This window comes from Microbispora sp. H10830, from assembly GCF_014161375.1.
GTDB lineage: Bacteria > Actinomycetota > Actinomycetes > Streptosporangiales > Streptosporangiaceae > Microbispora > Microbispora catharanthi.
On record NZ_JABBWX010000001.1, the window covers coordinates 267,434 to 285,235 of the forward strand.

Here is a 17,802-nt window from a genome sequence, read left to right on the forward strand (position 1 = left end):
CCCCACCCGTAACCGAGTGGCGCATTCGGCCAGCTCCTCCTCGTCGCCCTCTATTTCGATCACTTTGTCGCGGACGGTGCCACCGGGACCCATGCCCCGGATCCCGAGGCGACGGCCCGCGGGGCCGCCTCCGTCGCCCTTCCACCGGCCGCCGGTGGCCACCCGCACACCCTCACAACAATCGCGGGGTCTCCGCGTGTTCCTCCCACGTATTCCCGCGACGAGCCTGGTCTCACCCGGGACGTCACCCGCATATCGGGAAGCCCTTCCGGCCGGGTTGCGTTATCGTCTTAGTCTGCAAGGCGTTGATGGGGACGAGTACCTCCGCATCCGCCCGCTCAGCGACCCGGGGACGGTGTGAGCCCGGGGCGGGCCGCGAAGGGAAAGATCACCCCGGAGCCGCCGGAAGAAAGGCCGTCCCGGCCGAGTAGAACCGGCAGCGGAGAGCAAAACGAGAGGGCGTCCGGCACCGGCCGGGCGTCAAGAAGGGTGGTACCGCGGAGCCGTCTCCGGCTTCGTCCCTTCACGCCATGTCAGCAGCGCTGTCACAGCCACCGCGTGGAGGTCCCGCCCGACGATGTCTTCCCAATATTTCCGCTCACTTCCCGCGCAGGTCGACCTGCCGGCCCTCGAACACGAGGTCCTCGAACGCTGGCGGGACGGGAAGGTCTTCGAGCGCTCGCTGCAGCAGAACGCCGACGGCCCCTCCTGGGTGTTCTTCGAGGGCCCGCCCACGGCCAACGGCATGCCCGGGGTGCACCATGTCGAGGCCCGCGTCTTCAAGGACGTCTTCCCCCGCTACAAGTCGATGCGCGGCTACCACGTGCCCCGCAAGGCCGGCTGGGACTGCCACGGCCTGCCCGTCGAGGTCGCCGTCGAGAAGGAACTCGGCCTCTCCGGCAAGCCCGAGATCGAGTCGTACGGCATCGCCGAGTTCAACGCGCGCTGCCGCGAGTCGGTGCTGCGGAACGTCGACGCGTTCGAGGAGATGACCGAGCGGATGGGCTACTGGGTCGACATGTCCCAGGCCTACCGCACCATGGACCCCCAGTACGTCGAGGCCGTGTGGTGGTCGCTCAAGGTCGTCTGGGACAAGGGCCTGCTGTTCCGCGACCACCGGATCACGCCGTACTGCCCCCGCTGCGGCACCGGGCTGTCGGACCACGAGCTCGGCCAGCCCGGCGGCTACGAGACCGTCTCCAGCCCGTCGGTGTACGTGCGGATGCCCGTCGTCTCCGGCCCCCTGGCCGAGATGGACGCCTCGCTGCTGATCTGGACCACCACTCCCTGGACCCTGGTGTCCAACACGGCGGTGGCCGTGCACCCCGACGTGACGTACGTCGCGGCCCGGCGCGGCGACGAGGTGCTCGTGGTGGCCGAGCCGCTGCTGCGGCGGGTCCTCGGCGAGGACGCCGAGGTGCTGGCCACCTACCAGGGCTCCGAGCTGGAGCGCACCGCCTACCGGCGCCCCTTCGACCTGGTCGACATCGAGGGCGCCCACTACGTCGTGCTCGGCACGTACGTCACGGTCGAGGACGGCACCGGCCTGGTCCACCAGGCCCCCGCCTTCGGCGCCGACGACATGACCGTCTGCAAGCGCTACGGCCTTCCGGTGGTGAATCCGATCGGCCCGGACGGGCGCTTCCTGCCGGACGTGCCGTTCGTGGGCGGCCTGTTCTTCAAGGACGCCGACGAGCCGCTGACGGAGAACCTGCGCGAGCGCGGGCTGCTGTTCCGCGGTGAGCACTTCGAGCACAGCTACCCGCACTGCTGGCGCTGCCACACCCCGCTGCTCTACTACGCGCTCCCGTCCTGGTACATCAGGACCACCGCGATCAAGGACCGGCTCCTCGCCGAGAACGAGCGCACCAACTGGTTCCCTGAGACGATCAAGCACGGCCGGTACGGCGAGTGGCTGCGCAACAACGTCGACTGGGCGCTGTCGCGGTCCCGCTACTGGGGCACGCCGCTGCCGCTGTGGGTCTGCTCGCAGGACGAGGAGCACGTCACCTGCGTCGGCTCGCTGCAGGAGCTGGGCGAGCTGGCGGGCCGCGACCTGACCGGGTTCGACCCGCACCGCCCGTTCGTCGACGACGTCACGTTCCCCTGTCAGCATCGTGTCGGAGACGCGTCAGGGGCACCGTGCCGGGCAGAGGCACGGCGGGTGCCCGACGTGATCGACGTCTGGTACGACTCGGGCGCCATGCCGTTCGCCCAGTGGGGCGCGCCGCTGGTCAACAAGGACGTCTTCGAGAACGCCTTCCCCGGCCAGTTCATCTGCGAGGCGATCGACCAGACTCGCGGCTGGTTCTACTCGATGATGACCGTCGGCACGCTGGTGTTCGGCCGGTCGTCGTACGAGAACGTGCTCTGCCTCGGCCTGATCCTCGCCGAGGACGGCCGCAAGATGAGCAAGCACCTGGGCAACGTGTTGCGGCCCATGCCGCTCATGGACCAGCACGGCGCCGACGCCCTGCGCTGGTACATGGCCACCTCCGGGTCCCCCTGGGCGCCCCGGCGGATCGGCCACGCCGCGCTGGAGGAGATCGTCCGCAAGGTCCTGCTGACCTACTGGAACACCGCGTCGTTCTTCGCGCTCTACGCCAACGCCGAGTCGTGGTCCCCGGCCCGGACGGCCGAGGCCCCGGCGTACGCGGAGCGGCCGCTGATCGACCGGTGGGCGCTGGCGGAGCTGCACCGCACGGTGGCCGAGGTCACCGCGTCGATGGAGGAGTTCGACACCGCCCGGGCCGGGCGACGGCTCACCGAGTTCCTGGACGATCTGTCCAACTGGTACGTCCGCCGCTCGCGCCGCCGCTTCTGGTCCGGCGAGGCGTCGGCCTTCGCGACGCTGTACGAGTGCCTGGAGACCGTCACCCGGCTCATGGCCCCGCTCGTGCCGTTCCTCACCGACTATCTGTGGGACGTGCTGCGCGACCCGGACGCCCCGGCCTCGGTGCATCTGGCCACCTGGCCGGAGGTGAACGCGGCGCTGCTCGACCCCGAGCTGTCGGAGCGGATGGCGCTGGTGCGCCGCCTGGTCGAACTGGGCCGGTCGGCCCGCGCCTCGTCGTCGGTCAAGACCCGCCAGCCGCTCGGCCGGGCCCTGGTCGGCGCCCCCGGCTGGGCCGCGCTCCCCGGCGAGCTGCGCGACCTGATCGCCGACGAGCTCAACGTCCAGCGGCTGGAGGACCTCTCCGGGTTCTCCGCCGACCTGGTGACGTTCACGGTCAAGCCCAACTTCCGCAGCCTCGGCAAGCGGTTCGGGTCGCAGACCAAGCTCGTCGCCGCGGCCGTGTCGGGCGCCGACGCGGCGGAGCTGGCCCGGGCCCTGCGCTCGGGCGGCTCCGCGACGGTCGAGGCCGCCGAGCTGGGCACGGTGGAGCTGGGCGCGGACGACGTGATCGTGACCGAGCAGCCGAAGTCGGGCTGGGCCGTGGAGACCGGCGCGGTGGACACCGGCACCGGCGAGACCGTGGCGCTGGACCTGGCGATCACCGACGAACTGCGCCGGGCCGGCCTGGTCCGCGACGTGATCCGGCTCGTCCAGGAGGCCCGCAAGTCCACCGGCCTGTCCATCACCGACCGCATCCACCTGTGGTGGTCGGCCGACGGTGAGCTGGCCGAGGCGCTGTGCGAGGGCGGCGACGCCGTCGCCGACGAGGTGCTGGCGGCGAGCCTCACCGAAGGCGTCCCTGACGAGGACCTGCCGGTCCACGAGGACGCCGACCTCGGCCTGTCCTTCCGCCTCCGCAAGGCCTGATCCCGCAGCCGATGGGGCCGGTCGCCGACCGGCCCCATCGGCGTGTGGATCGCCCGCACGCCTCCGTCATCGGAGGTGGCAGGACGCGGGCCGCGCAAGGCCTCCATCTGCCCCGATCGGGCAGCCCGACCACTTGGTCATCGCGTGGACCGCATGCCGCGAGCACCAGCCCGAAGACCAGCGGCCACCCCTGCCCGGCGGACTCGGCGACGGGAAGCACGTCCACCACCGCCGAGGAACTCAGCATGCCGGGCCGTGCGACTGCGCAGGAAACGGCTCAAACGACAACGACCCGGCGCCCGCGCGTGTGACCGGCTTGGCTGTCGATATGCGCCGCCACGGCCTCGGCGAGCGTGTACGACTTCTCGACCGGGATGTGGAGCTTTCCTCGAGAGATGAGGCCGACGGCCTCGGCGAGCGCTTCCGGCATGCTCCCGGCCACGCCGGAGAATCGGACACCGAGCTCCGGCGCACCGAGATCGGCGATGGAGATCACCTTCTGTGGATCCCCGGTCAGCTCGACGAGCTCGCGGATCACGCCCGAGCCGGCCAGATCGAGAGCCGCGTCGACATGGCCGAGCTGCCGCACCCGCTCGACCCAGCCCTCGCCGTACGTCGTCGCGATGGCACCCAGGCTGCGCAGATAGTCTTGGTTCGCGGCCCCAGCCGTGCCGATCACCACAATGCCGCGGTCGCGGGCGATCTGCAGCACCGCCGATCCGACTCCCCCGGACGCACCGCTGACCAGCAGCGTCTGCCCGGGCCGCACACCGACCTGGCGGATGATGCGCAGCGCGGTCTCCACCACGGAGGGGTACCCGGCCGCCTCTTCGAACGTCAGCCCCTCGGGCATGGGGGCCCAGGCCGACAGCACGGCGAACTCGGCATAGGTGCTCGAACCTTCGCCGAACACGTGGTCGCCGATTTCGACCCCTTCGACGCCCTCGCCGACCTCGTCCACCACCCCGGAGGCGTCCAGCCCGACTCCGGCGGGCAACTCGATCGGATGGACCTTCTGGAACTGACCTTCGCGGACCCTCCAGTCGACGGGGTTCACACCCGCCGCCCGCACGGCGATGCGTACCTGGCCGGGGCCCGCGTGGGGCTCCTCGGCGTCGACCAGTCGCAGAACGTCCGGACCGCCGAACTCGGCGAAGCTCACTTTCTTCATGCGGCCGACCGTAGCACTAACCGTTAGCATTTAAAAACCGTTCTGCTTTTGTATCTGCTAGCATCAGGACATGACCGTCCCGCCCGGACGCCGTGAGCGCAAGAAGGCCGCGACCCGCCAGAAGATCGCCGATACCGCCCTGCGGCTCTTCCTGGAACGCGGGTATGACGCGGTGGGCATCCGTGACGTGGCCGCCGAGGCCGACGTGGCCGTCACCACGCTCTTCTCCCACTTCGCCTCGAAAGAGGCCCTGGTGTTCGAGCAGGACGGAGACTTCGAGCAACGCCTCACGCAGGCGGTCGCCTGCCGGGCCCCGCACGAGCCGCTCATCCCTGCGCTGCGCCGCGAGATCCAGGCCCTGGTGCGGCATTGCACGGCCGACAGCGCCGCCCCGATCTGGCGCATGGTCGACGAATCGCCCGCCCTGCGGGAGTACGAGGAGTCGATGAGGCTGCGCCATGCGGAGTCGCTGGCTAGGGCCATCGCCGCCGATCTCGACCTGCCAGAGACCACAACGGCCTGCCGGACGATCGCGAGGTTCGTGATCGACGCCTATTCGCTGGCTCGTGAGGCGGCCGATCCCGAGGCCGCGGTGGACGAGATCTTCCACATGATCGAGGCGGCCTGGGAGGTCACCTGCCCTTCCGGAGGTGCGCGAGGCACTGTTCCTCCAGGCAAGGCAGGGGCCGGCCGCGCTGTCACGAGTCGCTGAACGCGTGGTTTCTGTCGACGTGGCACAGGTACAGCGACCATCCCACGAGGTGGAGCACTCACCGGTGCCGGTTCAGTGATCCTCGGCCTTACCGGGAAGCCGTGTCTTCACCGTCATGGACCGATCGCGTCTGTCCCGGCCGGTCTGACGGGGAGCAGTCCGCGGGCGTCCAGGACCTGCCGGGCCAGTGTCATCGCGCCGAAGACGCGCGGGAAGCCCGCGTACGGAAGCGCTTGCATGATCGCCTCGACCAGTTCGCCGGGCCGCAGGCCCGCGTTGAGTGCCGTTTCCAGATGTGCCCGGAGCTGGGGCTCGACCCCGCCGAGGGTGATCAGCGCACCGATGACGACCAGCTCCCGCCGGGCGGCGTCGAGCCCGGGGCGGGCGTGGACGTCCCCGTAGGCGAACTCGACCGCCAGCCGCGACAGGTCCGGGGCGATGTCGGCGAGGGCGTCGTACGCCTCGGTGCGGGTGGCGCCGAGCTCGGTCTGGCGGGCGACGCCGCGTTTGTAGCGCCCGGTCACGCGGCGGCCTCCACGCCGTGGCGGGCGGTGAAGCCGAGGATGCGGTGCCAGGCGTCGGCGCAGGCCTCCTGCCACTGGTTGTAGGAGTCGTCGAAGAACGAGTGCGGAGCGCCGTCGTACACGTGCGCCTCGTATTCCTTTCCGGCCCGGTCGAAGGCGGCGGTCAGTGCGGCGTACTCCTCCGGAGTGGTTGCCACGTCGGCCCCGGCGAGCAGCATGAGCAGCGGCACGGACGGCTCGGTCGTACGGTCGCCGAGGAAGCGGGGCGGACCGTAGAAGCCGATGGCGCCGGCGAGGCCGAGCCCGGCGGCGCCGAGCCGCCAGGAGTAGCCACCGCCGAGGCAGAAGCCGACGCTGAACAGCGGGCCGGGATGCCAGGCGCGGATCGCCTCGACGGCGGCCGCGGCGTCGGTCTCGACGTGAAGCGGTTCCAGCAGGGCGAGGTGGGCCCACCCGTCGAACGAGTCCTCCCGGTCGCCGGTGCCGGCGCTGCGCCCGTAGTAGTCCATGACCAGGGTGTGGAAGCCCGCCTCGGCGAACCGCCGCGCCAGGCTCTCGTAGAACGGGTGCAGCCCGCGAAGGTCGGGTAGCAGCAGCACGCTGCGGCCGTTCGGCACGGCCGGGGCGGCCCGGTAGGCGCGGAACCTGTTGCCGTCGACGGTGCCGATCTTCAGTGGCCCGTGTTCTGCCACCCCTCCGGTGACGACGGGGGCGGCGGGCGGTCTGCTGTCGATGTCGTGGCACATCGTGGTCTCCTCTTCGTCCGGTGACGAGAGTCAGCCTCCCGCGCGCACGGCGGGCGGCCCAGGCCCGGCTTGTACGGGTACCGGCAGGGCCACCCTGAGCCCGCCGCGGGCCGCGAAAAAGCCGACATACTGGGCGTCGTGGGAGATCGACACGAGCTGGCGGGTTTCCTCCGGTCCCGCCGGGGCCGAATCACACCCCAGACCGCAGGGATCGCCGCCGGGCCGCGCCGCCGGGTCCGGGGGCTGCGCCGGGAGGAGGTCGCGCAGCTCGCCGGGATCAGCGTGGAGTACTACCAGCGGCTGGAGCAGGGGCGGGCCGCGCGGCCGTCGTCCGAGGTGCTCGACGCCCTCGCCGCGGCGCTCCGCCTTGACGACGTGGAGCGCGAGCACCTGCGCACGCTCGCCGTGCGGGAACGTCCCCTGCGTGCGGCCCGGCCCCAGGACGCCCGGCCGGAGCTGGTGCGGATGCTGGGCCTGATCCACACGCCCGCCATGGTCATCGACGACCGGTTCGACGTCCTCGCGGCCAATGCCGTCGCGGCCCGCCTCTTCGCCCTCGACACCGCCTCGCCCGTACGGGCGAACCTGGCCAGGCGGCTGTTCCTCGACTCGGGAAGCAGGGACTTCTACGTCGAGTGGGCCGACGTCGCCGCCGCGACCGCCGGGCAGCTGCGGGTGGCCGCGGGGCTGCACCCCCAAGACGCCGAGCTGGCCGGGCTGGTCCGCGAACTCGGCGACGGCAGCGAGACCTTCCGCGGGCTGTGGAACGCCCGCGAGGTGGACGTCCGTACCTCCGGGACCAAGAGCTTCCGGCATCCCGCCCTGGGCACGATCACGTTCTGCTACGAGAACTTCGTGCCGGCGGGCGACCCCCGGCAGCGGCTGGTCGTGCTCGTCCCCGCTGCCGACGGCGCCACCGAGGCGGCGGTCCACCTGCTGGCGGCCTGGGCGCGCGCCGAGCTGCGGTCCCCGGCGGAACGCTGAGATGGGGCCGGTCGGCGACCGGCCCCATCGGCGTGTGTCACCACCCAGCCTGGCAAAACCCCTGGTCAGACGGGCGCCCCGGCCGTGTGGTCATCGCGCGAAAGAAGGTGACCGACACCGCTCCGTCCGGGCAAACCTTGGCGGTCGCGGCACTAGCCGATCCGGGTGGGAGCGGTGCCCGCCAGGGACGCCTACGTGACCACGCCGAGGCGGAAAGAGCGGCGCACCCACATCGCGCCCCGTCGAATGCGCAGACCGCGTCTCAGCCGTTCTGGCAGACCGAGCAGGGGGTGAGGCCGGCCTCGTCGGCCTCGGCCCGTGTCATGGTCTCGATGCCCGAGTCGCCCATTCCGCTGATCAGGGGGCAACCGGCCTCGTGGTAGCGCCGCGTGCCGACCATGACGCGCACCCGCGTGTCCCCGTCCGCGGACGGCTCGGCCGCGTCGGTCTCACTCCCGGACCCGCCGCGGTCCTCGCCGCCCTTGTCCGTGCTGTCCTCGTCCGTGCCACCGGGCCCGGGCATGGCCGCCGTTCCCGCGGGGGCCGCTCCGGAGGCGCCGTCGTCCTGCCGGGCGCCGTCCTCCTCCTCGGTGGAGCCGGTGGTGGAGCCGGCCGAGGCCGCGGATCCGGCGCGCCCGGATCCGCGGGTCTCTGCCGGCTCCACCGGCTTTCCGGTCCTCGCACGCGGGGGCGTGGGGACGTTCTCCGGACGGGACGCCGCTTGCGCGTCCGCGTCGCCGGAGTCGCTCTGGTCGTCACGGGCCTGCTCGTCGTCCGCCCGGGAAGAGGTGGCCTTCCGCGGCGAGCCCGCACCCGGAGCCTTGTCCGCGGCCGCGGGTCCTTCGGACTCGCCGTCCCCCGACGACGGGGTTTCCTTCTCCGCTTCCCCGGCCGCCTTGGGCCGTGCGGGGTCCCACGGCAGGGGGACCCTGCCGGGCCTGAACCAGTCGTGCTCCGCGGTGTCGGTCAGTGAGTCGTCCGTCTCGTCGTCCGCCTGGCCCGACGCCGATCCTGCCGCCGACGGAGACCAGGCCGGTGCGGACCATGACGTGGCAGAAGGCCAGGACGGCGCGGAGGATCCGGACGACGACCCCGAAGACGCGGCGGAGGAGGAATCGGAAGGCGAGGACGGCGGCGTGGAGGTGGCAGGCCGCCGCGGCGCCGTCGTCTCGGTGCCGGACTCAGGCGACCCGCTCCGGGCGAACCAGTCCACCGGCGTGTGCTCGTCCCCCTCGCTCCCGGCGCCGGCCTCGGAAGCCGTGTCGCGCGCCGGACCGTCTTCCTCGTCGGCCTCGCCGTCGTCGGCGGTCTTCCCTGACGCCTTTTCCGCCGTCTCACCGGGCTCTTCGCGCGCTTCGTCGTCGGACGGCTTGCCGCCGAAGGGCGTGGACGGGCCAGCCGTGGAAGGGCCTGACGCACCGGGAACGGACGACTCGGGGCCGGACGATTCAGGGGCGGACGACTCGGGCAGGCGCGGCCCCGGGACGCCGGGCTGAGGGAACCGCGCGACGGGCGGCTCGCGATCAGCGGGCGTGGAACGGGACGCTTCCTGGCCGGTCGTGCCGGAGGTCGCGGCCGAAGGCGTGGTGGTCGTGGGAGCGGCTTCCGCGCGCAGGCTCTCGTCGCGAGCCGCGTCGTCGCGGAGGGGGGCCTCCTCCGGCTCCGCCGTACGGGTGGAGATCTCGGGGAGACAGGTGGTGCAGGGGGTGAAGCCCTCCTCGCGGGCCTCCTCGTGCGTGAGCTCCTCGGTCTCACGCCCGGCGAGCTGGCGGCAGGTGGCCAGATGGAAGCGCTTGCGCCCGGGGATCACGAGAACGATCGCGTCGGGGGCGAGGCCGCGGCCGGAGCCGGCCGGCGGCCGCATGAGCGGTCCCGTCCGCTGGGGCGGCGGAGGTGGGAAGGCCTGCGGGGGCAATGCCCCGTGATGCGTGACCGGCGGGGCCGCCACCATTGGCGTCGCCACCGGATGCGCCGGTGCCCCGGCGAGGGCTCCGCCGTACGCCCCGCTCACGGCACCGACGTGCGCGAGCTGGGGCACGGACGAACCCTGGGGGGTGGGAGCGGTTCCCTCGGCGGCACGCCCACCGGCAGGGAACAGCTCATGGCGCCTCAGCAGTGCCCCGATCAGCAGGCAGACCGCCGACAGCACGCTGACGACGATCGACCACATCACTAGAGGGGGTGTCCCCAGCACGACGCCCGCGATGAGCAGGACGATTGCGGCGAGGACCAGTGCGGCACTGATGAGGATCACGGGGGGTTCTCCGAGCTATCGGGTCCCTGTGAGGACCCGCCACTGCTTACCGGCGGTCGTTGTGGGGGCCGTCGGGTCCGGGGAAGGCGCCGGAGTGCTGCGAGGGCTCCTGGCCGAACGGGTTGGGGGCGGCGGTCATCTGCTGGGGACCGGGGGCGACGGCGTGGGCCATGGCGGGGGCGGCGCCCACGATCGGGAAGCCTCCGCTGCCCTCACCCGCGACGTTCAGCTCGGCGAGCTGGTTCTCCAGGTACAGCTTGAGACGGCTGCGGTACTCGCGCTCGAAGCTGCGCAGCTCCTCGACCTTGCGCTCCAGCTCGTCGCGGGTCTGCACGAGGGTGCCCATGGCCTGGCGGTGCCGCTCCTGGGCGTCGCGCTCCAGCGTCTCGGCGCGGGCACGGGCGTCGCCGATGATCTGCTCGGCCTGGCGGCGGGCCTTGCCGAGGATGTCGTCGGCCTCACGCCGGGCGCGGGTCACGGTCTCGTCCGCCTCGCGACGGGCGTCGGCGATCGCCTGGTCAGCCGTCTGCTGGGCGAGGGCGAGCACGCGGGCCGCGGTGTCCATGTTGTCCTCGGCGGGCGGCAGGCCCATGCCGACGGGCACCGGCTCGGGACGGGCCGGCTCCGGAGGCTTGATCGGCTCCGGCTGGGGGGCCATCATCTCGGGCTTCGGCTCGGCAACGGGAGCGGGCGCCATCTGCATGGAGCCGGGCATGCCCATGCCCCCGGGAACCTTGCCCCTGAGGCACTCGGCCAGCTTCGCGCGGAGTTCCTCGTTCTCCTGGATGAGGCGGTCCAGTTCGGCCTCGACCTCGTCGAGGAACGCGTCGACCTCCTCCTCGTCGTACCCCGGCCTCAGCCGGGTGGTACTGAACTGCTTGTTCCGCACATCGGCGGGCGTCAACGGCATTTGGGTCTCCTTGGCGCGCTTGGAGTCTGTCCGGTCGGACGGTACCCGATCAACGAAGCGCGTTCACGACTTGGATCAAGACCAAAACCACAATGAACAGCACTGTGAAGCTCAGGTCAAAGGCCACCGTACCCAACCTGAGGGGCGGAATGAAACGGCGGAGGAACTTGAGAGGCGGGTCGGTCACTGTGTAAACCGCCTCCGCCAGCACCAGGACGACCCCGGTGGGCCGCCAGGCGCGGGCGAACGCCTGCACCGTATCTATGATCATTCTGCCGATCAGCAGAACCAGGAAGAGGGTCAGGGCGATGACCAAGATCTCGCTAATGATCCCCACGGTCGAGCCCCGCCTCCCCTCGGTCCAGCCGCCCTCGGGCCGCACGGGCACCGCTCAGCCGGTCACTGTTCATGTATGGAACTCTAGCTCTGGTTGAAGAAGCCGCGTTCCGCGATTCTGGCCTTGTCCTCGGCGGTCACCTCAACGTTGGCGGGGGACAACAGGAACACCTTGTTGGTAACACGTTCGATGCTGCCGTGTAGGCCAAAGACGAGACCTGCCGCGAAATCGACAAGGCGCTTGGCGTCGCTGTCGACCATCTCTGTCAGATTCATGATGACCGGCGTGCCCTCGCGGAAGTGCTCGCCGATCGTCCGCGCCTCGTTGTACGTGCGGGGATGCAGGGTGGTGATGCGCGCCAGATCGGTCGTACGGCGCTCCAGCACGGTTGTGGGGGGACGCGGAGCGGGGACGGCCGTCTCGGTGTCGTCCTCGCGCTCCAAGGGCCCGGAGTGCGCGCCCGAGGGGCCGGCGAAGCCGCGCCGCGGCGACTCGAACTCCTCGTCGCCGTACTCCTCGTCGGTGCCGTACTCTGCCGCGTACCTGTCTTCGTAGCGGTCGTCCTCCACGAGACCGAGGTAGACCGCCATCTTGCGCATCGCGCCGGCCATCGCTCGTCGTCCTCCGCTTTACTGGTGCCTTCAAGGTCCCTTCGGAAGGCCAGGGCGGTAGCCGTACCCCCCTTGGAGCTCACCGCTGATCGACCTCTACCTGAGCGCGGACACCATGGTCCACTTGGGGGACATTACCTGACGAAGGGCTTTCTGCGGCCGAGCAACGCCGTACCGACTCGCAGGTGTGTCGCGCCGTTCGCCACAGCCTGGGGGATGTCTCCACTCATCCCGGCCGATATCACATCGGCGGCGGGGTGTTCCTCGCGGACCCGCTCGGCGACGGTCCGCAGCCGGGCGAACGCGGCGGCCGGGTCCTCCCCCAGCGGGGCGACCGCCATGACCCCCCGCAGGCGCAGCCCCTCCGCCTTCGCGACGAGCCCCGCGAGCGCCGGCACCTCCTGCGGTGCGGCGCCGCCCCGCCCGGCCCCGCCCTCACCCGGAGCGGCGTCGAGGTCGACCTGGATGAGGCAGTCCACCTCGCGCCCCGCGCGTACGGCCTCGCGGCTGAGCGCGTCCACCAGACGGGGGCGGTCCACCGAGTGGACCATGTGCGCGTAGGAGGCGACCGAGCGGACCTTGTTCGTCTGTAACTGGCCGATGAAATGCCAGGTGAGGCCGAGATCGCCGCACTCGGCCGCCTTGGCCGCCGCCTCCTGGTCGCGGTTCTCGCCGACGTGCGACACGCCCAGCTCCGCGAGCAGCCGCACGTCGGAGGCCGGGTAGGTCTTCGTCACCGCGATCAGGGTGATCTCCGACCGCGACCGGCCCGCGGCCCGGCAGGCGTCGTCGATGCGCCGCTCCACCTCGTCCAGCGCCGCGGCCAGTTCCTCGCGCCGGTCACCCACGGAGCGCGCCCCCGGCCGCACCGACGTCCAGCGTCACTTGAGGAAGTCCGGCACGTCGAGCTCCTCCTCCTGCTCCTCGAACACCACCGGACGCCGGGGACCCGGCTGAGCGGTCCTGGAGGTGATCGGGGTCGGCGGCTCGGGAGTCGGGCGCGGGATCGACAGCGGCCCGGTGGCGCCCTGGTCGCGCCCGCCGTCGGCCGCCGCGTCGCGCGGGAACGGCGTGACCGGCTCAGCCTGCTGGGCCTGCGGCGCGGACGCGGCCTGCGACGTCGCCTGCTGGACCGGCTGGCTCGCGGGCTGGGCCGGCGGCGGCACGGGGTTCGCCGGAAGCGTGTTCATCGGAAGCTGGGTCACCGGCGGAGTCGCGGGCTGCGCCGGCGCGGGCTGCGCCATGCTGCTCATCGGACGCACCGGCGGCTGCGCGGGCTCCGCACGCGGCTCCGGCTTGGCCGGGGCGGGCGCGGGACGGGCCGCGGGCGCGGCCGGCGCCGGACGGGCCTGCTGGGGCCGCGACAGCGGCGCGGCCACCGCCTTGGCCGGCTCGGGCTCGTCGAACCCGGCCGCGATGACCGTCACCCGCACCTCGTCGCCGAGCGCGTCGTCGATGACCGTGCCGAAGATGATGTTGGCATCGGGCGCGGCGGCGTTGCTGACGAGCTGGGCCGCCTCGTTGATCTCGAACAGGCCCAGGTCGGAGCCGCCCGCGATGGACAGCAGCACGCCGTGGGCGCCGTCGATGCTCGCCTCCAGCAGCGGGCTGGAGACCGCCATCTCGGCGGCGGCGACCGACCGGTCGTCGCCCCTGGCGTGGCCGATGCCCATGAGGGCCGAGCCCGCGCCTGACATGACCGACTTCACGTCGGCGAAGTCCAGGTTGATCAGACCGGGCGTGGTGATGAGGTCGGTGATGCCCTGCACACCGGACAGCAGCACCTGGTCGGCGGCCTTGAACGCGTCGAGCACGCTCACCTGGCGGTCGGAGATCGACAGCAGCCGGTCGTTCGGGATGACGATCAGCGTGTCGACCTCCTCGCGGAGGGTCTCGATGCCGGCCTCGGCCTGCATGGCCCGGCGCTTGCCCTCGAAGCTGAAGGGCCGGGTGACCACGCCGATCGTGAGCGCGCCGAGCGAGCGGGCGATGCTGGCCACCACCGGCGCGCCGCCGGTCCCGGTGCCGCCGCCCTCGCCCGCGGTCACGAAGACCATGTCGGCGCCCTTGATGACCTCCTCGATCTCCTCCCGGTGATCCTCGGCGGCCTTGCGGCCCACCTCCGGGTTGGCGCCCGCGCCGAGACCCCGGGTGAGCTCGCGCCCCACGTCGAGCTTCACGTCGGCGTCACTCATCAGCAGCGCCTGGGCGTCAGTGTTTATGGCGATGAACTCGACGCCCTTGAGTCCCTCCTCGATCATCCGGTTGACGGCGTTCACTCCGCCGCCGCCGATGCCGACGACCTTGATGACCGCGAGGTAGTTCTGCGGTGCTGCCACGACGAGGGGCCTTTCCGCTCGTTTGCGTTTCATGCGGGCAAGGCCCGCCGTCTTCTGAACTCTCACCCTCAAGTTGAGATTTAGAGTTATGTCAACCTGAGGATTGATACGGACAGTAGGGTTGCGCGTCCCCCAGGGTCAACTAACCGCGCCGCAAGGCCGTCCGGCGTGTCGCGCGCTGTCCTATTCACACGACGCCCCGCTGAAAGGCGGTCCCGGATCATGCGTCCGCGGCCCGTGAGATATCTCACTTGACCGTCACCACCTGCGGCGAGCTGACATCGTAGCTGGTTCCCGGCTTGGCGAGGGCGGCGAGCAGGACACGTCCTTTCTGCGCCGAGCGCCCCGCGTCTCCCCATACGACCGTACGGCCGTCGGTGAGTTTGAGCGTGATCGACCGTGGTGAGGAGACGCGCAGCTCGCGCAGGCGCTGCAGGACGCTCTCCGGCAGCGCCCGCAGCACGGTGAGCCCGGCCCTGGTGGCGGGGTCGTCCACGGCGGCCCGCTGGACGCGCAGCACCGGCAGCCGGGGCGGGGCCACGGTCACCTGCTGCAGGACGACGCCGTACCGGTCGATCACCGCGGTCGTCACGCCCATGGGCACGGCGGCGGCGGGGACGCGTTCGACCACGCTGATGCGCAGCGTTCCCGGCCAGCCGCGGTCGACGGTGGCCGACTCGACCGCGCGCATCGCCCGCAGCCGCCCTTCGACCCCGGCGAGGTCGACGGTGGCGAGCGGTGTGCCGGTGCGCACCCCCGCGGCCTGCCGCAGCTGCTCGGCGGGGATCCGGCTGTTGCCGGTGATCTCGACCTCCCGCACGCCGAGGACGGGCGAGAAGAACACGACCCACGTGGCGACGCCCACCACCCCGCCGGTCAGCAGGGTCGCGAGGGCCGAACGCCGGACGGCCCGCCTCACCGGTCCCCCACGCTCCGGAGCACGGCCCGTATCACCGGGCGGACAGCTCCGCGACGATCTTCGGGCCGAGTTCCGTCACGTCTCCCGCGCCCATCGTCAGCACGATGTCCCCGGCGCGGGCCCGGCCGGCGACGAGCGCGGGCACGGCCTGCCGGTCGGGCGCGTAGACGACCCGCTCGGCGGGAAGCGGGATCTTCCCCGCGACCAGCGCGCCGGAGACCCCCGGCTCGGGGTCCTCGCGCGCGCCGTACACGTCCAGCACGACCACCTCGTCGGCGAGGCCGAGCGCCGCGCCGAACTCGTCGGCGAAGAACCGGGTGCGCGAGTAGAGGTGCGGCTGGAAGACCGCGATGACCCGGCCGTCGCCGGTGACGACGTCGCGGGCGGCACGCAGGTCGGCGGTCAGCTCGGTCGGATGATGGGCGTAGCTGTCGAAGACCGTCACGCCCGCGGCCTCGCCCTTGGACTCGAACCGCCGCTTGGCCCCGGTGAAGGCGGCCAGGCCCTCCTTGACGTCGTCGAAGCGCAGGCCGAGGTGGAGCGCCACGGCGATCACCGCGGTGGCGTTGAGCGCGTTGTGCCGGCCCGGCACCGCGAGGCGCACCTCGCCGTGTCCCGCTCCCCCGGGCACGGCGGGGCCGAGCTCCACGCCGAACTCCACGCCGAGGCCGCGCGGCACCACGTCGGTCGTGCGCAGGTCGGCGCCGGCGCTCTCGCCGTACGTGACGACGGTGAGGCCGCGCTCACGCGCGACGGGAACGAGGGCGGCGGCGCCCGGGTCGTCGGCGCACACCACGAGCAGCGACCCGATCCGCTCGACGAAGCGGGCGAAACTGTCGTGGACGGCCTGGGGGTCGCCGTAGTTGTCGAGGTGGTCGGCCTCGACGTTGGTCACCACGGCGATGCGCGGCGCGAGCATGAGGAACGAGCCGTCGCTCTCGTCGGCCTCCGCCACGAACACCTCGCCCGCGCCGTCGTCGGCGCCGAGCCCGGTCGTCACGAGCTGCCCGCCGACGCAGTACGACGGGTCCTCGCCGCACTTCTGCAGGGCCACGGTCAGCATCGAGGTCGTCGTGGTCTTGCCGTGCGTGCCGGCGACGGCGATGCCGGTGCGGCCGGTCATGACCGAGGCCAGCGCGGCGGCGCGCGGGATCACCCGCAGGTTCTGCCGCAACGCCTCCCCCAGCTCGGGGTTGGAGTCGCGGATGGCGGTGGACACCACGACCGTGTCCACCTCCTTGATGTGGGAGGCGGCGTGGCCGACGTGGATGACGGCGCCCAGCTCGCGCAGCTCGGCCAGCAGCTCGGAGGGCCGCGCGTCGCTGCCCGACACCGGCACGCCCCGCTTGAGCAGGATCCGGGCGATGCCGGACATCCCGGCGCCGCCGATGCCGATGAAGTGCACCCGCCCCAGGTCGGCCGCCGGGACGGGATCCACGAGCTTGACGAGACTCATCGGTGAGCGATCTCCAGCACCTTGCGGGCGAGCGCCATGTCGGCGTCCTTGCGGCCCATCCGCGATGCGGCCTCGGACATCGCGACCACACGCTCGGGGTCGTTCAGGATCGGCAGCAGCGTCTGGACGATCCAGGCGGCCGACAGGTTCGCGTCGTCGACCATCAGGCCGCCCCCGGCCCGCACGATGGGCTCGGCGTTCAGGCGCTGCTCGCCGTTGCCGTGCGGCAGCGGCACGAACGCCGCGGGCAGCCCCACGGCGGTGAGCTCGGCGCAGGTCATGGCGCCCGCGCGGGACAGCACGAGGTCGGCGGCGGCGTAGGCGAGGTCCATCCGGTCGACGTACGGCAGGATGACGTACTGCGGGTCGCCCGGCGGGAGCTCCGCCTCGACGGTGTTCTTGGGCCCGATCACGTGCAGCACCTGGACGCCCGCCGCCCGCAGGTAGGGCGCGGCCTCCAGCGCCGCCTGGTTGATCGAGCGGGCGCCCTGGGAGCCGCCGAACACGAGCAGCGTCACCCGGTCGGACTCCAGCCCGAAGTACGACCGCGCCTTGTCGCCCATCGACAGGCGGTCCATCATGCTGATCTCGCGGCGCAGCGGGATGCCGATGTACTCGGCGTTCGGGAGCACGGCGTCCGGGTGGCCGGTGAAGACGTGCTCGGTGAGGCGGGCGCCGAGCCGGTTGGCCAGGCCGGGCCGGGGGTTGGCCTCGTGGACCACGATCGGCACGCCGCGCCGCCGGGCGCCGAGGTAGCCGGGCGTGGCGACATACCCGCCGAAGCCGACCAGGACGTCCGCGCCGACCTTGTCGAGGATGCCCGCGGCGCTGCCGATGGACCCGGCGAGGCGGCCTGGCACGGTGAGGAGCTGGGGGCTGAGCGAGCGGGGCAACGGCACGGCGGGCACGAGTTCGAGTTCGTAGCCCCGGGCGGGCACCAGGCGGGTCTCCAGGCCGCGCTCGGTGCCGAGGCAGGTGATGCCGATCCTCGGGTCGAGCCGGCGAAGCGCGTCGGCCAGCGCGAGCGCCGGCTCGATATGGCCGGCCGTCCCGCCGCCGGCGAGGACCACCCTCAT

General features: G+C 72.1%; 15 protein-coding genes. 3 read left to right on the forward strand and 12 right to left on the reverse strand.

Features of this window, described 5'->3' with window-relative positions; all coding sequences use genetic code 11:
* Positions 1 to 577 precede the first annotated feature (577 nt).
* The gene (gene ileS / locus HHX35_RS01235) at positions 578 to 3,763 is read left to right on the forward strand and encodes an isoleucine--tRNA ligase (RefSeq protein ID WP_182897190.1); all 3,186 of its coding nucleotides are present in this window, start codon (positions 578 to 580) and stop codon (positions 3,761 to 3,763) included.
* Positions 3,764 to 4,040: 277 nt separating this feature from the next.
* Here the strand turns inward: ileS and HHX35_RS01240 are convergent, their stop codons facing one another.
* Entirely contained in the window at positions 4,041 to 4,934 is an 894-nt protein-coding gene (locus tag HHX35_RS01240) for an NADP-dependent oxidoreductase (protein WP_182897191.1), read from the reverse strand.
* A 70-nt stretch (positions 4,935 to 5,004) separates the two neighbouring features.
* Here HHX35_RS01240 and HHX35_RS01245 point away from each other — a divergent pair, with 70 nt between their 5' ends.
* Positions 5,005 to 5,646 carry a TetR/AcrR family transcriptional regulator gene (locus HHX35_RS01245; RefSeq protein ID WP_182897192.1) on the forward strand — a complete coding sequence of 214 codons (642 nt, stop codon included), beginning with the start codon at positions 5,005 to 5,007 and terminating at the stop codon, positions 5,644 to 5,646.
* A gap of 113 nt (positions 5,647 to 5,759) precedes the next feature.
* Here the strand turns inward: HHX35_RS01245 and HHX35_RS01250 are convergent, their stop codons facing one another.
* A complete protein-coding gene (locus HHX35_RS01250; RefSeq protein ID WP_182897193.1) occupies positions 5,760 to 6,170 on the reverse strand; it encodes a carboxymuconolactone decarboxylase family protein in 411 nt (136 codons plus the stop codon).
* On the reverse strand, positions 6,167 to 6,916 hold the full coding sequence (locus tag HHX35_RS01255) for a dienelactone hydrolase family protein (protein WP_182897194.1): 750 nt from the start codon (positions 6,914 to 6,916) through the stop codon (positions 6,167 to 6,169). The genes HHX35_RS01250 and HHX35_RS01255 overlap by 4 nt, the downstream gene beginning before the upstream one ends.
* A gap of 138 nt (positions 6,917 to 7,054) precedes the next feature.
* Between HHX35_RS01255 and HHX35_RS01260 the strand changes: the two genes are divergently transcribed.
* Positions 7,055 to 7,900: a helix-turn-helix domain-containing protein gene (locus HHX35_RS01260; protein ID WP_182897195.1), complete on the forward strand. Its 846-nt coding sequence runs from the start codon at positions 7,055 to 7,057 to the stop codon at positions 7,898 to 7,900.
* A 262-nt stretch (positions 7,901 to 8,162) separates the two neighbouring features.
* Here HHX35_RS01260 and HHX35_RS01265 read toward each other — a convergent pair whose 3' ends face one another.
* The 9 genes from HHX35_RS01265 to murG all read right to left on the reverse strand — a co-directional run bounded on the left by HHX35_RS01265 (position 8,163) and on the right by murG (position 17,802).
* A complete protein-coding gene (locus HHX35_RS01265; RefSeq protein WP_182897196.1) occupies positions 8,163 to 10,154 on the reverse strand; it encodes a hypothetical protein in 1,992 nt (663 codons plus the stop codon).
* A 46-nt stretch (positions 10,155 to 10,200) separates the two neighbouring features.
* The gene (locus HHX35_RS01270; RefSeq protein WP_079318308.1) at positions 10,201 to 11,064 is read right to left on the reverse strand and encodes a DivIVA domain-containing protein; all 864 of its coding nucleotides are present in this window, start codon (positions 11,062 to 11,064) and stop codon (positions 10,201 to 10,203) included.
* Between the two features lie 49 nt (positions 11,065 to 11,113).
* On the reverse strand, positions 11,114 to 11,380 hold the full coding sequence (locus HHX35_RS01275; RefSeq protein ID WP_220504880.1) for a YggT family protein: 267 nt from the start codon (positions 11,378 to 11,380) through the stop codon (positions 11,114 to 11,116).
* A 104-nt stretch (positions 11,381 to 11,484) separates the two neighbouring features.
* Complete coding sequence (locus HHX35_RS01280; RefSeq protein ID WP_182897197.1) at positions 11,485 to 12,012, reverse strand: cell division protein SepF; 528 nt, start codon at positions 12,010 to 12,012, stop codon at positions 11,485 to 11,487.
* A gap of 134 nt (positions 12,013 to 12,146) precedes the next feature.
* A complete protein-coding gene (locus tag HHX35_RS01285; RefSeq protein WP_182897198.1) occupies positions 12,147 to 12,860 on the reverse strand; it encodes a YggS family pyridoxal phosphate-dependent enzyme in 714 nt (237 codons plus the stop codon).
* A gap of 33 nt (positions 12,861 to 12,893) precedes the next feature.
* Complete coding sequence (ftsZ, locus tag HHX35_RS01290; protein WP_182897199.1) at positions 12,894 to 14,351, reverse strand: cell division protein FtsZ; 1,458 nt, start codon at positions 14,349 to 14,351, stop codon at positions 12,894 to 12,896.
* Between the two features lie 247 nt (positions 14,352 to 14,598).
* Positions 14,599 to 15,270: an FtsQ-type POTRA domain-containing protein gene (locus tag HHX35_RS01295; protein WP_182897200.1), complete on the reverse strand. Its 672-nt coding sequence runs from the start codon at positions 15,268 to 15,270 to the stop codon at positions 14,599 to 14,601.
* Between the two features lie 31 nt (positions 15,271 to 15,301).
* On the reverse strand, positions 15,302 to 16,726 hold the full coding sequence (gene murC, locus HHX35_RS01300; RefSeq protein WP_182897201.1) for a UDP-N-acetylmuramate--L-alanine ligase: 1,425 nt from the start codon (positions 16,724 to 16,726) through the stop codon (positions 15,302 to 15,304).
* A complete protein-coding gene (gene murG / locus HHX35_RS01305) occupies positions 16,723 to 17,802 on the reverse strand; it encodes an undecaprenyldiphospho-muramoylpentapeptide beta-N-acetylglucosaminyltransferase (protein ID WP_139574423.1) in 1,080 nt (359 codons plus the stop codon). The genes murC and murG overlap by 4 nt, the downstream gene beginning before the upstream one ends.

Excerpts from the sequence above, each read along its gene's own strand:
- HHX35_RS01280 (WP_182897197.1), bottom strand. The coding sequence starts at position 12,012 with ATGGCCGGCGCGATGCGCAAGATGGCGGTCTACCTCGGTCTCGTGGAG.
- ileS (WP_182897190.1), top strand. The coding sequence starts at position 578 with ATGTCTTCCCAATATTTCCGCTCACTTCCCGCGCAGGTCGACCTGCCG.
- HHX35_RS01255 (WP_182897194.1), bottom strand. The coding sequence starts at position 6,916 with ATGTGCCACGACATCGACAGCAGACCGCCCGCCGCCCCCGTCGTCACC.
- murG (WP_139574423.1), bottom strand. The coding sequence starts at position 17,802 with ATGAGGGTGGTCCTCGCCGGCGGCGGGACGGCCGGCCATATCGAGCCG.
- HHX35_RS01270 (WP_079318308.1), bottom strand. The coding sequence starts at position 11,064 with ATGCCGTTGACGCCCGCCGATGTGCGGAACAAGCAGTTCAGTACCACC.
- HHX35_RS01245 (WP_182897192.1), top strand. The coding sequence starts at position 5,005 with ATGACCGTCCCGCCCGGACGCCGTGAGCGCAAGAAGGCCGCGACCCGC.
- HHX35_RS01240 (WP_182897191.1), bottom strand. The coding sequence starts at position 4,934 with ATGAAGAAAGTGAGCTTCGCCGAGTTCGGCGGTCCGGACGTTCTGCGA.
- murC (WP_182897201.1), bottom strand. The coding sequence starts at position 16,726 with ATGAGTCTCGTCAAGCTCGTGGATCCCGTCCCGGCGGCCGACCTGGGG.